The organism is Pirellulales bacterium (assembly GCA_019636345.1).
In the GTDB taxonomy this organism is placed as follows: Bacteria; Planctomycetota; Planctomycetia; order Pirellulales; family Lacipirellulaceae.
This window is the reverse complement of record JAHBXQ010000009.1, coordinates 88019-102786: the sequence shown is the minus strand read 5'-3', so window position 1 is coordinate 102786 and position 14768 is coordinate 88019. Positions and strand designations below refer to the sequence as shown.

At 65.5% G+C, this 14768-nt stretch carries 11 protein-coding genes; 8 read left to right on the top strand and 3 right to left on the bottom strand.

Going from position 1 to position 14768, the window contains the following annotated elements; all coding sequences use genetic code 11:
• Positions 1 to 46: 46 nt before the first annotated feature.
• Positions 47 to 490 carry a hypothetical protein gene (locus KF688_17770; protein ID MBX3427532.1) on the bottom strand — a complete coding sequence of 148 codons (444 nt, stop codon included), beginning with the start codon at positions 488 to 490 and terminating at the stop codon, positions 47 to 49.
• Between the two features lie 64 nt (positions 491 to 554).
• Positions 555 to 1553 (bottom strand): DUF1559 domain-containing protein, encoded by a 999-nt coding sequence (locus tag KF688_17765; protein MBX3427531.1) that lies wholly within the window; start codon positions 1551 to 1553, stop codon positions 555 to 557.
• 311 nt (positions 1554 to 1864) lie between these two features.
• On the opposite strand from KF688_17765, the gene KF688_17760 reads away from it, so the two are divergent.
• The 8 genes from KF688_17760 to pelA all read left to right on the top strand — a co-directional run bounded on the left by KF688_17760 (position 1865) and on the right by pelA (position 14010).
• Positions 1865 to 3019 carry a substrate-binding domain-containing protein gene (locus tag KF688_17760; protein MBX3427530.1) on the top strand — a complete coding sequence of 385 codons (1155 nt, stop codon included), beginning with the start codon at positions 1865 to 1867 and terminating at the stop codon, positions 3017 to 3019.
• 294 nt (positions 3020 to 3313) lie between these two features.
• Positions 3314 to 4303, top strand: a complete 990-nt coding sequence (locus KF688_17755; GenBank protein MBX3427529.1) for a hypothetical protein — start codon at positions 3314 to 3316, stop codon at positions 4301 to 4303.
• Positions 4304 to 4415: 112 nt separating this feature from the next.
• Positions 4416 to 5675 carry a hypothetical protein gene (locus KF688_17750; protein MBX3427528.1) on the top strand — a complete coding sequence of 420 codons (1260 nt, stop codon included), beginning with the start codon at positions 4416 to 4418 and terminating at the stop codon, positions 5673 to 5675.
• Complete coding sequence (locus tag KF688_17745) at positions 5672 to 7957, top strand: hypothetical protein (GenBank protein ID MBX3427527.1); 2286 nt, start codon at positions 5672 to 5674, stop codon at positions 7955 to 7957. Before KF688_17750 ends, KF688_17745 begins: the two co-directional genes overlap by 4 nt.
• Positions 7958 to 8181: 224 nt before the next feature.
• Entirely contained in the window at positions 8182 to 9708 is a 1527-nt protein-coding gene (locus tag KF688_17740) for a glycoside hydrolase family 28 protein (protein MBX3427526.1), read from the top strand.
• Between the two features lie 41 nt (positions 9709 to 9749).
• Complete coding sequence (locus tag KF688_17735; GenBank protein MBX3427525.1) at positions 9750 to 11132, top strand: MFS transporter; 1383 nt, start codon at positions 9750 to 9752, stop codon at positions 11130 to 11132.
• A complete protein-coding gene (locus KF688_17730; protein MBX3427524.1) occupies positions 11129 to 12718 on the top strand; it encodes a glycoside hydrolase 43 family protein in 1590 nt (529 codons plus the stop codon). Before KF688_17735 ends, KF688_17730 begins: the two co-directional genes overlap by 4 nt.
• 8 nt (positions 12719 to 12726) lie before the next feature.
• Positions 12727 to 14010 (top strand): pectate lyase, encoded by a 1284-nt coding sequence (gene pelA, locus KF688_17725; protein MBX3427523.1) that lies wholly within the window; start codon positions 12727 to 12729, stop codon positions 14008 to 14010.
• Between the two features lie 41 nt (positions 14011 to 14051).
• Here the strand turns inward: pelA and KF688_17720 are convergent, their stop codons facing one another.
• Positions 14052 to 14567, bottom strand: a complete 516-nt coding sequence (locus KF688_17720) for a hypothetical protein (GenBank protein MBX3427522.1) — start codon at positions 14565 to 14567, stop codon at positions 14052 to 14054.
• Positions 14568 to 14768: the final 201 nt, after the last annotated feature.

The window sequence follows — 14768 nt, the reverse complement described above, 5'->3', positions numbered from 1 at the left end:
CGACGGTGCGAGTCGACGAGCGGCAAGACGCCGCGTGCAAGGCGCCTTACGGGTCGGCCAGATCGAAATCAAGGACGTTCGCCCCGTCGGCGACCTGCACTTCCTTGGCGAACAGTTCTTGCGGGGCGTTGAGCTCGTTGCCGCGATCGTCAATCTCGCCTCCCGTGCCGATCGTGACCTTGTTGGCGCCGACGTGGGCGCCTTTCGCCTTCGAGGTGTATTTGATTTCGTAGCGCCCCTTGTCGTCGGTTCGTCCGTTGCCGGGACGTCCGCCGGCGGCGGGCGTATAACGGACCCAGAGCCCCTTCTGGGGAACGCCCCCTTTGGTCACCGTCCCCTCGACGGCGGCGAGTCGCTTTCCGTCGCCGCAACCGACCGCAGCGAGGAGCGCCGCGACAATCGCCGCCGTCGCGCCGAAACGCACGCGGCAAGTCGCAGGCCGACCGATGTTGGTTCGGACGACGGAGGTCGTCCCGGATTCGAGGTTCATCGCGAAATTGCTGGGATGAGGAGATTGGCGTTCGGGCGGGCCGTGTCCGCCGCGCGACCATGGTTCAGTTCGCGGCGAGCGCCTCGCCGCCGGCGCGGGTGCCGAGCGCCTCCCACAACGCGCCGTCGATATCCTCGGAGATGAAGTTCACCGAACCGTCGGCGCGGGTGAAGTTCGCCCCGCCGACGTGCATGCTCGACGTGCCGTACTTGTTCGTGCCGTTGATGAGGAAGCTTTCGTGATTGCGTACGTTCGCCAGGGTGCTGTTGACCCACCGTGCGCGGATGGCGCCGGTCCAGTACGCGGCCGGGGGGGCGGCGGGGTCGATCGCCACTTCGCCGGAGCGTTCGCCGATCATCAGGGTGTTGCTCAACCCGTCCTCGATCTCGCGAACCTGCGACTTCATCGCCCCGCCGAAGACCCCCAGCGAGTTGCCCATGATTCGGCGATGGTTGTCGTTGAACGGCGGATCGTTGGCCAAGTCTTTGGGATTGACGAACAGCAGCGGGTTGGAGTTTCGACCGTCTTCGGCTCCGTAGGCGCCGGCGATGCCGACGTAGTTCGACTTGGCGAAGGGGTCCTTGGCGCTGTTGTAGTACTCGTTGATCGGCCCCATGACGTCCGAGGGGCACATGAACACCGGCAGCGGGGTCTTCGACAATTCTCCGGCGTTGGGACTCCCGCCGGGGCCTGTCGCGGTTTGCCAGTTGTAGTCGGGGAAGTTGGGGATCGCCGTGTATTGCTGCCCCAACGCGGTTTGCTCGATGTAGGGAAGCGACAAACCGCCCCAGCCGAACGAGGCGTTGCCGTGCGCCGAACCGGCGTTGAGGTTCCAGACTCGCACGCCTTCGGGGAACGCCTTCTTCGCCGACTCGTGCAGCTGCGCCGCGAGCCCCAGTTGCTTGAGATTGTTCAGACATTGGCTGCGCCGAGCCGCCTCGCGGGCGGCCTGCACGGCCGGCAGCAACAGGGCGACGAGCACGCCGATGATGGCGATCACGACCAACAGTTCTACGAGCGTAAAAGCCGCGGCAACCGCAATCGAACGACGTCGAGCGAACATGAGGGCGCCTTTTGTCGAAGACGAGGGGCGAGACAAGGGACCCAGGCGAACGGGCCGACGGCGGGACAAGCGATCGCCGGACCGTCGCAGAAACGTGCAGCGTCAGGCGACGAATGCGACAAGTCAGCGCGATCGGCCGCACCCGGGTTGGCGTGCGACTTCTCACGAGTTTGAGAATAGATCGCGAGACCAGTTGCGGTAACGAGACATTCTTGCAAACAATCAATCCAGATACGCATCATCCCGAGACGCCCGCCGCGTCCGAGATGAATCGTCCAGTCGCCGTTCCCTGCCTTGCGGGACTTTTCCTCATGAAACGACGCAAAGAGATCGCGCTGGCGTTTCCGCGCGGCGCCCATCAAGAAGTGTTCATCGAAGGCGTCCTGCAGTACGCCCGCGAGAAGAACTGCCAGTGGTCGTTCATCGTCGCCCCCGAGTGGAGTTCCGTCTCGCTGACCAATCTGACGGGCTGGCCGGGGGACGGGGTCATCGCCGCGCTGAACACCCCGGAGGAGGCCCGCTGCGCCGAAAAGTCCGAGTTGGCGATCGTCAACATCTCGGGGGTGCTCGCCGAATCGCCGTCCCCGCGGCTGATGGTCGACAATCGGGCCATTGGCGTGCTGGGGGCCAAGCACTTGCTGGAGCGAGGGTTCAAACGCTTCGCCTACTACGGCATTCGCGGAGTCCGTTACTCCGACGATCGCTGCCGCGGGTTTCGCGAAACGATTGCCGCCGCGGGGTTCGCCGTCGATTCGCTGGCCGTTCCGTCCACGTTCACCATCCGCGGCACCTCGTGGCTCGGGCAGCAACGGGAACTGTCGGCGTGGCTGGAAACGCTCGAAGTCCCCTGCGGGCTGCTCGCCGTCTCGGACGCCCGGGCCCGGCAGGCTATCGAGGGATGCCACGATTTGGGGATCAACGTGCCTGACCAAATCGCCATCCTCGGCGTCGACGATCAGCAGATCATTTGCGAACACTGCCACCCGAGGATCAGCAGCATCGCTCGCAACAACGTCCTCGAGGGCTATCAGGCCGCGCGACTGCTCGACCAGATGATGAAAAAGCGAAAAGTCGCGAGATTCGAGCGTCTGGTCCCCCCGCTGGGAGTCGTCGAGCGCGAGTCGACTGCGACCCTGGCGGTCACCGACGAGCGCTTGAAGCGGGCTCTCGATTACTTTCACGCCAACATCGAGGACCCGGTGTCGGTCAAGGAGATCTGCGCCCAGGTCGACGTCTCCCGGCGCTGGCTCGAGTACGCGTTTCGCGACGCCCTGGGCGAATCCCCCTTCAACTACATCCGTCGTCGCCGCCTGCAGCACGCCCGACAATTGCTCGGCGACGAGCCCGATCTGAAAATCGACCACATCGCCCGGCGCACGGGCTACACCTCGGCCAATCAACTGGCCAAAGCGTTTCGCCAGGAGTTTGGCCTGTCTCCCCGGCAATACCGCAAGTCGCTGGGATGACGGGCCATGGGAAAGCAGGAAAGGGACCGGGGGTTTGATCGCAGCGAACGTCGCTTGCTCGCAGCGCCTTGACGATCGATTCGACTGTCGTCCCCATGACTGGGCCGATGCGTATGCGGAGTTGTTTTTTGCAATAACCGCGGCTTCTACGCAATTCTCCGGCGACTACCGTAAATGAAGGCGGTCTTGTCGCGATCCGTATCTGGCTCGCTCGTCGAACTCGTGGTCGCCGGCCGCCGCCGCTTGTCCAGTACGTTCTGGCGTCTTGTCTTCCTAGCTATGAGGTCGAGTCTCATGAAGTCACTACTTGTTGCGGGACTGACGACGGTCGCGCTCGTTGCGTCGGCCGGATGCTCGACGGCGGCCGTGATCTTTGCCGACTCTTTCGGCACGAGCACGATGAACGCGGCGGCGCCCGCTGCGCCGACGGCCAGTTCGACCAACTACCAAGTCCTCTCCTCGGGCAACGCTACGAGCAGTTCGATTGCGCCGGCTAGCCTGCAGCTCAACACGGCAAACACCTCGTCGCGGTTCTCGGAACTTCAGGCCCTGTTCGCCGCGGCGCCGGTCGCATTGTCGCAAACGGGAGATTTCGTCGAGCTCCGGGTGCGGTTCACGGCCCAAGCCCTCAACTCGGCCGCATCAGGAACGCTGAACTTCGGGATCTACGACTCAAACGGTTCGGCGCCGGTGCCGGGAACTCAACTGAACAACTCGCAGATGTCCAATGCGTCCAGCACGCACACCAGCGGCTTCGCGGCGGATTGGACCGGCTACGTGGGACGCATCGGGCTCCCCGGCGGCGTGTCGAGCCAACTCTACACCCGCCCTGTGCAAACCAGTCCCGCGACGAACGAGGTGCAAGACGCCCTGTTCAACGGCGCCGGCAGCGGCGCCTACAAAGTGCTGGGCACGACGATCCAAACCGGCGGCGGCGGAGCAGCGCTCGCCAATCAAACCGACTACTTGCTCGTCTATCGGGCCCAGTACGACGCCGGGGCGGCGACGATGGACGTCAGCTACGTATTGTCCGACGTCAACGGGACGATCGACTCGCTGACCGGGACCGCCTCGGGAGCGGGAGTGATCACGACCTCGTTCGACGCGCTGGCGATCGGATACCGCGCCACCGGAAGCATCGGACCGTTCAGCCTGAACATCCGCAGCATCGAGGTCGAAACCCAGGTCGGCGTCATTCCCGAGCCGACCGGAACGATGCTGCTCGTCGTCGCCCTCGCTTCGGGGGCGGTCGCGCACCATCGCACCCGTCGCATCGGTCATTGAGAACGTCCCTCCACGGGGCGGCGCTTCTGGGCGACCAAGGCGCCGCTCCGATTTTTGCTTCAAACCTGCTTTGTCCTCCTCGGAACGAGCCCGGCGACGGGACGCCGCGATCATGAGAAACGGCTTGTCGGTCATCATCGCTGCGGCAGTCCTGGGAGTCGCCAGCGGCGCGCTTCGCGCGGCCGATCTGTACGTCAATCCGACCGGGGCCGGGGGCGCGTTCACCTCGATTCAGGCGGCCGTGAACGCGGCCCCGGCGGGGACGGCCGCCAACCGCACGAACATCTTCGTCGCCCCGGGCGTCTACACCGAAACCGCCGGAGCGAACGCGAACCTTAATATCGCCAAGCCCTATCTCACGCTCGTCGGCACGGGCGGCAGCCCCGGCGACGTCGTGATCCAGAACGGCGTCCCCGGACTGACCGGCGCAACGCGCCTGCAGAGCGCAGCCAACGACTTTCTCGCCGCGAATCTTACGTTCAAGAACACCGTCCCCGACAACGGCGGCGTCGCCGTGGCGCTGCGCAACAGCGCCGATCGCTCGGCGTTTCAGAACGTGCGGTTCGAAAGCTACCAGGACACGCTTCTTGCCGAGAATCGGGTCCGGCAGTACTACCGCGACTGTTACGTGACCGGCGACGTCGATTTCATCTTCGGCAACGCCACCGCCGTCTTCGACCAGTGCGTCGTCAACAGCACCAGCGGCGGGTACGTGACTGCCGCGGAGACCCCCGCTTCGCAAGCGATCGGCCTGGTGTTTCTCAACTCTCAACTCACCCGCAACGGTCCGCCGGGCGCCGGGGCGAACTCGGTCTTTCTGGGGCGTCCCTGGCACTGGCCGGCGAGCGAAGGGGGGAGCCGGGCCAGCGTCACCTTCATCAACACCCGGATGGACGCCCACGTACGCACCGCCGGCTGGGATCCTTGGAACGGCGCCGGTGGAATCAATCCGAACCCCGACCCCGACGGGACAACCCGGTATTCGGAATTCAACAGCCAGGACGCCCACGGGAATCCGCTGCCGCTCGACTCCGCCGGAGTCCCCGTCGGCCGCGTCGCGTGGGCCGATCCGATGACGGCCGAGCAGGCGGCCGCTTACACGCTGGAGAACATCTTCAGCGGCCCGGCGTTTTGGAACGCGAACCCTCATCTGCAGCCGGAGTTCCTCGGCCCGTATACTCAACAGGCGGGGGTCGCCCCCTGGGATCCGCACGCGTCGCTTGCTCACCTGCCGCCGGTCCCGGAACCCGGCGCGGCAGGATTGATCGGAGTCGTCGGCTTGTCGTTGCGGTGCGGCCGCGTCGTCCGCAGGCGGCTGGCTATTGCTCGGCGTCCCGCACGCCGCGGAACAGGGAAGAGGCTTTCACAATGACAAGTTCACGACGACGGGCCGTCGCCGCGGCCCTGGCCGTCGCCGTCACGGCGAGCGGCGTCAGGGCTCAATTGCCGGCCTTCCCCGGGGCCGAAGGCGCCGGCGCCTTCGCCGTCGGCGGGCGGAACAGCAACAACGTCTACGTCGTCACGAATCTCAACGATTCAGGCGTCGGCAGCCTTCGCTACGGCCTGCAGACGGCTCCTTCCTCGGGACGGATGATCGTGTTCGGCGTCAGCGGCACGATCAATTTGGTCAGCGACCTGGTGATCAACAAGCCGTACGTGACGATCGCCGGGCAAACGGCCCCCGAGGGGGGAATCACGCTGGCTCGCCGGATGGTGCGGATCAGCAACACGCATAACGTGATCCTGCAGCACGTGAACATCCGCCCCGGGGACTTCTACACGGCGCCCGACGTCTACGAGCCCGACGCGCTGTGGATCTCCGGCAGCAACAACGTGATCGTGGACCACGTCTCGGCCTCGTGGTCAACCGACGAAGTGCTGTCAGTCACGCACGGGTCGACCAACGTCACCGTCCAGTGGTCGCTGATCACCGAGGCCTTGCACAACTCCAACCACTCCAAGGGCAATCATGGCTACGGAGGGATTATCCACGGAGGCGAGACGACGCTGCACCACAATCTGTACGCCAACAACCGCAGCCGCAACCCGGCGACAGGCAACTGGGACAAATCGGCGCCGATCACTCCGGCCCATCTCGACATCGTCAACAACGTCATCTCCAACCCCGGCGATCGTTACAGCTACAGCGGGGGCGACGACCAGTACGACGTGAACTACGTCGGCAACTTCGGCGTCGAGGGGCCGAACACGACGCGCAAGAACGAGCTGTTTCATCCCGACAACGTCAACTCGCGGGTCTACTACGCCGGCAACTACTACGACAACAGCGCCGACGGCATCCTGCAACTGAATCCGGCCCCCCCGAGCACGCTCACCGGGACCTACACGTCGCTTGCCAGCCCCGCGACGACAACCAACCCGCCGACGATCGTCGACGCTCCGACTGCGTACATGCAGGTGCTCAGTTACGCCGGGGCCTCGGCTTGGCGCGACCCGATCGACAAACGCGTCATCAACGACGTGATCAACCAGTCGGGCGCCCACATCGATTCGCAGAATCAAGTCGGCGGCTGGTACAATCCGACCCCCAAGTCGCACGCTCTCGGCCCCGACGGATTGCCGGGGTGGTGGAAAACGGCGCAGGGCTTTTCGCCGACCGACGACACGGTCGGGCTGCAGTTCGCACCGGACGGGTACACGTACTTGGAGAAGTATCTTCACGATCTCAACGCCCCGTACTTGCCCCCGGCGACGACCGTCGGGGCGACGATCAGCACGGCCCACGGCGCCGGCGCCGACGCGCAGATCAGCGAGAACTCCGGCATCGCCGGCGGCAACGGCTGGGGCGCTCAACTGAACGCCCGGTGGACTGGCTCCGGCGGCGCGAGCAACGAGCTGGTCATGTTGCGGTTCGATCTCGATCAGATCCGCCCCGGCACGGTGACCAGCTCCGCACTCGAACTGACGGCCTTTCGCAACATGGCCAGCCACACGTTGCGGGTTTACGGTCTGAAGCACGAAGTCCTCGGGCAAGACTGGGACGAAAGCACGGTCACGTTCGCCGACGCACCGGGCGTGACGTTCGACGGCAATAGCGGCACCCGCAGCTTGAGCACGGCCGAGGTGCTTCTCTTGGGTCAGATGTCCACCGCCGGAGCGTTGGAGGGAGATACGATCAGTTTCGCCAACCCCGATCTAGCGGTCTTTCTCAACACGCTCACCTACCGCGAGGACGGGACGCGAACGGTGACGCTGCTGCTGGAGCGACAAGACAATTCCAGTACGCAAACGCGATTCGCCTCGAAAGAGGCGACTTCGCTGGAGAACGGCGGGACGGTCGAGGCGGGAACCTATGCCCCGCGGCTCGTTCTCAACGCGGCTTTGGATCTGGCCGGAGACTTCAACGCGGATGACAACGTCGACGCCCAGGACCTGCAGTACTGGAACCGCGGTTTTGGGCTGGCCGACGCCGCTTTTAAGCTGCAAGGAGACGGCAACGGCGACGCGCGCGTCGACGGGAGCGACTTCCTGGCTTGGCAACGACAGTGGTCCGGAGCCCCTGCCGCGGCTCAATACGTGCCCGAACCCGCGGCGTACCTGCTGGCCGCCTGGGGGCTGTTGCTGCACCGCACGCGAGCTTGGTTCGCCAACAAGGCGCTGAATAGCGGCATTAGGGACGACAGCGAGCAGTGAGAACCGCTGAAGATACGGGACGCCGAGACTTCGGATCATTCTTGAGGCGCAGCCGAGTCGCCACAGTCGCGGAAGGGATGACGAGCGTGATGCGTCAAGCATGGCAGCAGTGTTCCGGACAACCCGTCGAAACGCGCCGGACAGTCCTTCGTCAATCGCCGGTCCAGGCGTCAAGCGCTGGGCGCCGCGCACGGACTGCCGCCCGTGCGACGGGACGTTCGCTCGTGCTGCTGGCGGCAATTGGAGTCGCTCCCGCAACGGCCTCGTGCGCCGAGAGCAAACCTGCCCAAGCGGCCGACCCCTGGATCGAAGCGGCGGCGATCGTCGCGCGGATCGTGCCGCCGACCTTCCCGGCGCACGAGTTCTCCGTCGCCGATTTCGGCGCCACAGCCGACGCGAACGCTGATTGCACCACGGCGTTTCGCGCCGCAATCGCGGCATGCAACGAGGCGGGCGGGGGACGCGTCGTCGTTCCCGCCGGCGTCTTTCGCACGGGCCCGATCCATCTGGCAAGCCGCGTCGAACTCCACCTGTCCGAAGGCGCGCAGATCGTCTTCAGCGACGCGTTCGCCGACTATCTCCCTCCGGTGCTGGTGCGGGTGGGCGGGGTCGAACTGTACAACTACTCGCCGCTCGTCTATGCCCGCGACGCGACCGACGTCGCCGTCACCGGCAAGGGAAAGCTCGACGGCAACGCGGGCGCCTGGTGGGATTGGAAATCGCGCGAGACGCGCCGCGGATTCGAACTCGCCGCCGCCGGAGTCCCCGTCGAGAAGCGCGTGTTCGGCGTTCCCGAGGCCGCGATTCGTCCCAGCTTCGTCTCGCTGGTGAACTGCCGCAACGTGCTGTTCGAGGACTTCACGATCGGCAGCGGCCCCAACTGGACGATCCATCCCGTGTACTGCGAGAACGTGACGATCCGCCGCGTGCAAGTGACGACCGACGGCCCCAATAACGACGGCGTCGACCCCGACTCGTGCCGCGACGTGCTGATCGAGGACTGCGTGTTCGACACGGGGGACGACTGCGTCGTGCTCAAGTCCGGCTACAACGAAGACGGCTGGCGCGTCGCTCGGCCGACGGAAAATGTGGTCATGCGCCGGTGCACCAGCCTCCGCGGCCATGGCGGGCTGGTCGTCGGCAGCGAGATGTCGGGAGACGTGCGGAACGTCTTCATGGAGGACTGCGAGTTCCAGGGGACCGACCGGGCGATTCGCATCAAGTCGCGCGCCGATCGCGGCGGAGTCGTCGAGCGGATCTACGCCCGGAATCTCCGCCTTCGCGACATGCAGCGCGAGGCGATCATCCTGAACATGGACTACGGATCCGACCGCAGCGAGCTGAAACACGTGCGGCCTCCCGTGTTCCGCGACATGGCGTTCGAGGGGATCGAAAGCGACGGTTCGCCGGCGGCGATCGTCATGCAGGCGCTTCCCGACTCGCCGATTGAGAACGTCGTCGTCAGAAACAGCCGGTTCTCCGCCCGGACCGGGGTCCACGCAAACCATGTTCGCAACCTGCGGTTCGAGAACGTCGGCGTCGTCCCCGAACGGGGCCCGGCGTACGCACTGGCCGACGCGGCGGACGTGACGATCGCCAATCCGCGCGTTCCCGCGGGCGTGCGGCCGTTTGTGAAACTCAGCGGGGCCAATTCTCGCAACGTCGTCATCGGCGGCGCCGACGTCGATCTCGCCGCCGGCGCGGTCGAACTCGGCGACGAAGTCCCGCGCGACGCCGTCGTCGTCAAGTAGCGTCCCCCTTCCCTGCCCCGCACCCGTTCTCGCCCGCCGGCATGCACCCCTTCCCCGCCAACTCGAACGAAGCAATCGGTCGCACCCGGTGGGTCGTCTGCGGGCTGTTGTTCTTTTCGGTCGCCATAAACTACATCGATCGGCTGGTCATCGGCATTCTCAAGAAGCCGCTCAGCGCGGAACTCGGCTGGAGCGACGCGGATTACGGCTATATCGCCGCCGGGTTCTCCTTTGCGTACGCCTTCGGCTATCTCTTCGGCGGACGGTTGATGGATCGCTTCGGCGTCAAACGCGGGCTGCCGATCTTCGTGTTCTGTTGGAGCCTGGCGGCCACGGCGCACGGACTGGTCGGCCTCATCGGCGTCGACGAGGTGTTCCGGATTCGCTACCCCTGGTACTCGCGAACCGAGGGGGGGCTGGCGCTCGTGACGCTCGTCATGCCGATGACCGCCGCGGGATTCATGCTCGCGCGCATCGGCCTGGGGCTCACCGAGGGGGGCAATTTTCCGGGGGCGATCAAGGCGGTCGCCGAATGGTTTCCCGTCAAGGAACGCGCCCTGGCGACCGGCTGGTTCAACGCCGGCACGAACGTCGGTGCGATTCTGTGCCCGATCATGGTGCCGTGGCTCTACCAGCGGATCGGTTGGCAGTCGACCTTCTACCTGACCGGGGCTATCGGATTCCTGTGGGTCGCCGCGTGGTGCCTGACGTACGAAGCCCCGGAGCGTCATCCCCGAGTCTCGGCAGCCGAATTGGCGTACATCCTGGGCGACCGAGCGCCGGTCGTCACGTCGCCGGCGCGAGTTCCGTGGCTCTCCTTGCTGCGGCATCGGGCCGTCTGGGCGTATATCTTCGCCAGCATGCTGGCTGGGCCGGCTTGGGGGTTTTACCAGTTCTTCGTCCCCGACTTTCTCGACAAGCGATTCTCCCTGAGCCTGCAAGCCACGGGCTGGTGGACCGGCGCGTTCTTTGCCGTAGCCGCCGTGGGGGGAGTCGTCGGAGGGTGGCTGTCGGGTCGCCTCATGGAGCAAAGCTGGAGCGTCAATGCGGCTCGCAAGATTTCGCTCCTGATTTGCGCTTTAGCGGTCGTTCCCGTCTTTCTCGCCCCCTTTGCGTCGACGGTTTGGGGGGCGGTGCTTATCGTGGGATTGGCGGGTTCGGCCCACCAGGGCTGGTCGGCCAACTTGTACAGCGTCGTCTCCGACACGATGCCCCGCGAAGCGATCAGTTCCGTCGTCGGGCTGGGGGGCTTTCTCTGCTTCTTCACGGGCGGCTTCGTGAACGCGTTCACGGGACTGATTCTCGAAAAGACAGGCAGCTACGTTTTCGTATTCGCATATTTCTCCGGAATGTATTTGCTCTCCTTGCTGTTGATCCACGTGCTGGTTCCGCGCATCGGAGCAGTTGAACCTCCTTCGCCATGAATCCTGTCGCTTCGCTCAACGAACTTGCCTCTCCCGCCGAGGTCGTCTCGGCCCCCTCCGCCGCCCAGGCTGCACCATGGACGGCGGATTTAGGGGACGGACGGTATCGCAACCCCGTCCTCTGGGCCGATTACTCCGACCCTGACGTCGTTCGCGTCGGGGACGAGTATTTCATGACCGCCTCTAGCTTCAACTGCACGCCGGGGCTGCCGATCCTCCGCTCGCGCGACTTGGTGAACTGGCGGCTCGTGAACCACGCCGTACAAAATCTGCCTCACCCGCGGTTCGATCTGGTCCAGCCTGGTTGCGGCGTGTGGGCGCCGGCGATTCGTCATCACCAGGGAAAGTTCTGGATCTTCTTCGCGATGCCCGATGAAGGGATCTTCGTCGTCACCGCGACCGACCCCTGCGGTCGATGGTCCGAGCCTCGCCTTGTCCAAGCAGGCCGCGGTTTGATCGATCCGTGCCCCCTGTGGGATGACGACGGACAGGCCTACCTTGTCTCGGCGTTTGCGTTCTCGCGGAGCGGCGTGAGACATCGTTTGCAAGTGGCGCGCATGGCCCCCGACGCCTCCTGCTTGCTCGATGAAGGCCGCATCGTTTACGAGGATCCCGAGAAGCATCCGACCATCGAAGGCCCCAAGTTCTTCAAGTTTGACGACTGGTATTACATCCTCGCCCCGGCTGGCGGCGTCGATACGGGATGGCAGACGGCGTTGCGATCGCGGTCGGTCTTCGGGCCGTACGAGGATCGCGTCGTGCTCGCCCAGGGCGAAACGGCGATCAACGGACCGCACCAAGGGGGCTTGGTCGACGCGACGGACGGCTCCTGGTGGTTTCTCCACTTTCAGGACGCGGGCGTCTACGGCCGCGTCGTTCATCTCCAGCCGGTCGAGTGGCGCGACGGCTGGCCGTTGATGGGTCGGCTTCGCGATCCTGCCAGACCCGGCGAACCTGTTGCAGACTTCGCCAGCCCGTTGCTCGCCCCGCACCGCGCCCCCGAGGTCCCGCAAACGACCGACGACTTCGATTCCCCCGCGCTCGGCTTACAGTGGCAGTGGAACGCCAACCATTGCGACGACTGGTGCTCGCTCGCCGAGCGACCGGGCTGGCTTCGGCTGCACGCCGAGCCGGCCCCGCACGGAATCCTGTCGTCGGCGCCCCGCTTGCTGTTGCAGAAGTTCCCCGCCCCGGCCTTTGCCGCCACGACGCTCGTCGACCTGCCTCAGGAATCAGGAGATCTAAGAGCCGGACTAATCGTCGCGGGGCGCAGCAGCGCGGGAATACTCGTCTCCCGCAGCGAAGGCGTGCCGCTCATCGAGCAGTTCGTCCAGGACGAAACCGCGCCTCCCCCCCCGCGGTCTCATGGCGCCGCAGCCGCTGGACTCGACCAGCCGACATGGCTCCGCGTCGAGGTCGCGCTCGGCGGACTGTGCCAGTTTTCGTACAGCTTCGACGGACGCGAATTCATCGAACTCGGCCGCCCGTTTCCGGCCACGGCCGGTCACTGGATCGGCGCCCGGGTCGGACTCGCGGCGCTCGGCTCCGCGGGCTTCGCCGATTTCGACTTCCTGCGAATCGAGTAATCACCCTGATGAATTGCCGAACGTCGTCTCGTCTTGCCGACCTGCCGGCGCTGTACGCGTTCTGGACGCTGGCGTCCTTGCTGCTCGTCGCAACCGCAGACGCCGAGCCCGTGACGCTCGAGCGCGTCGAGGCCTTGCCCGCCGCCGAGCAGGCCCCGTGGCGACGCTATCTCGAGCGCTCGCAGACCCGGGCCCGCGCCGACGCCGAGGCGCTCGCGGCCGAGGTCGACGCCCGCGGCCTGCCGGCGGCGCTTCGCGCCCCCAGCGGCGGGGACTTCAAGCTTTCCGCCAAGGCCGGCGACCCTTGGTATGCCGGCGAAGAAGCGGGACGCCTCGCCGACGTGATCCTGTCGTATCAAACTCCCAGCGGCGGTTGGTCGAAGCACACGGGGTACAGCCGCGGCCCGCGCCAAGCCGGCATGCAGTGGACCTCGCAGAACGAGCCCGGCCGATCGCCCCACTACGTGGCGACGTTCGACAATCGCTCGACGACCGAGCAGTTGCAGTACTTGGCCAATGTCTGGCTGGCGACCCAGCGCGACGATTGTCGGGAGGCGATCCGCCGCGGGCTCGATTTCGTGTTCGAGGCCCAGTATCCCCACGGCGGCTGGCCGCAGGTCTACCCGTTGGAAGGGGACTATCACGACGACGTCACGCTCAACGACGACGTGCTCGTCCATGTCCTCGAACTGCTGCACGCCGTCGCCCAGGGAGAGGAACGATTCGCCTGCGTCGACGCCGCACGCCGCGATCAAGCGGTCGTCGCGTTCGAGGCGGGCGTCGCCAGTGCGATCCGTCTGCAAGTCGAGCGCGACGGCAAACCGACAGGTTGGTGCGCCCAATACGACGCGCTGACGCTCGAACCCTCGCAGGCCCGGGCCCTGGAGCCCCCGACCCTCAGCGGCGCCGAAAGCGCCCAGCTCCTGAAGTTCCTGATGACCGTCCCCCGCCCTTCGGCCGAGTTGGTCCAGGCGATCGACGCCGGACTGGCTTGGCTGGACGAAGCGAAGGTCGTCGGCCTCATGCGCGGCAAACGCGACGGCAAGACCGTCTATGAGCCCGCTCCCGAATCGGCAGAAGTCTATTGGGCTCGGTTCTACGACCTGCAAACGGGCAAGCCGGTATTCCCTGGGCGCGACGGCGTGCTCTACGACTCCTTTGCTGACATGGCGGCGAACAACGCTCTCGGATACGACTACTTCTCGACCCGCCCGGGAAGCGTCCTCAACAACGGGCAAAAGAAGTGGCGCAAGATGCTTGCCAAGGAAAGACTCGGCGAGACTGCCCCGTAATTTGTGCGTGGCCGGCGATGCAGCAAGCGCTCACACTCATGTCACGACGAGGCGTCGACATATGACTCGGCGTGATCGGCGAAATTGACCGTAGCAGACCATTCGTCTCTCCCGCGAGCGGGTCGCCGCCACTTCGAGACGAGCTCGACGTTGATCGTGTTCTTGGCCGGCGCGACCTCGTACTCCAAACCCGACGTCGCCGGCTCGGCGAACTTCTCCGGGGTGACGTACTTGGCAGGAACCATGCTCCGCTCCCCAGGCTTCACCGGAGACTGGTCGAATACGGAAACCCCGACTTTGTACTTGCCGGGCCTGAGCCTTAGTTCGCGGCTCGTCTTGAGGAAATAGGATCCGTCGGGGCGGATGGCTCCGTCGGCCGGGTTGGACGGCCCCTCGGCCGGCATGAACACGATCACGCCGGGCCCGACTTTCGTCCCGTCCAGCGTGACGACCCCGGACACCTCGCTTTCAGCGCCGCTGCACCCTGCCAGCGCGGCTGCCAACACTAGGCATCCGAACCGCATCGATCGACGATTCGCTTCGTACGTTGCGCTCATATGCAGCGGGTCCCCGGAATCTCGATGTGGGGTTGATCACGCTCGGGCGTCTTGAACCGGCGCCGAATCAGGTCAGGGTACGGAAGCGACTTCCGCTCCCGAGCGGGTCGAGAGCGCTCGATACGTCAGATGCTCGATCGAGTCGCTCAAAACCGGACGTTCCCGTCGGCGAACGCGAAGGCCACCCCGCCAGGATGGAGT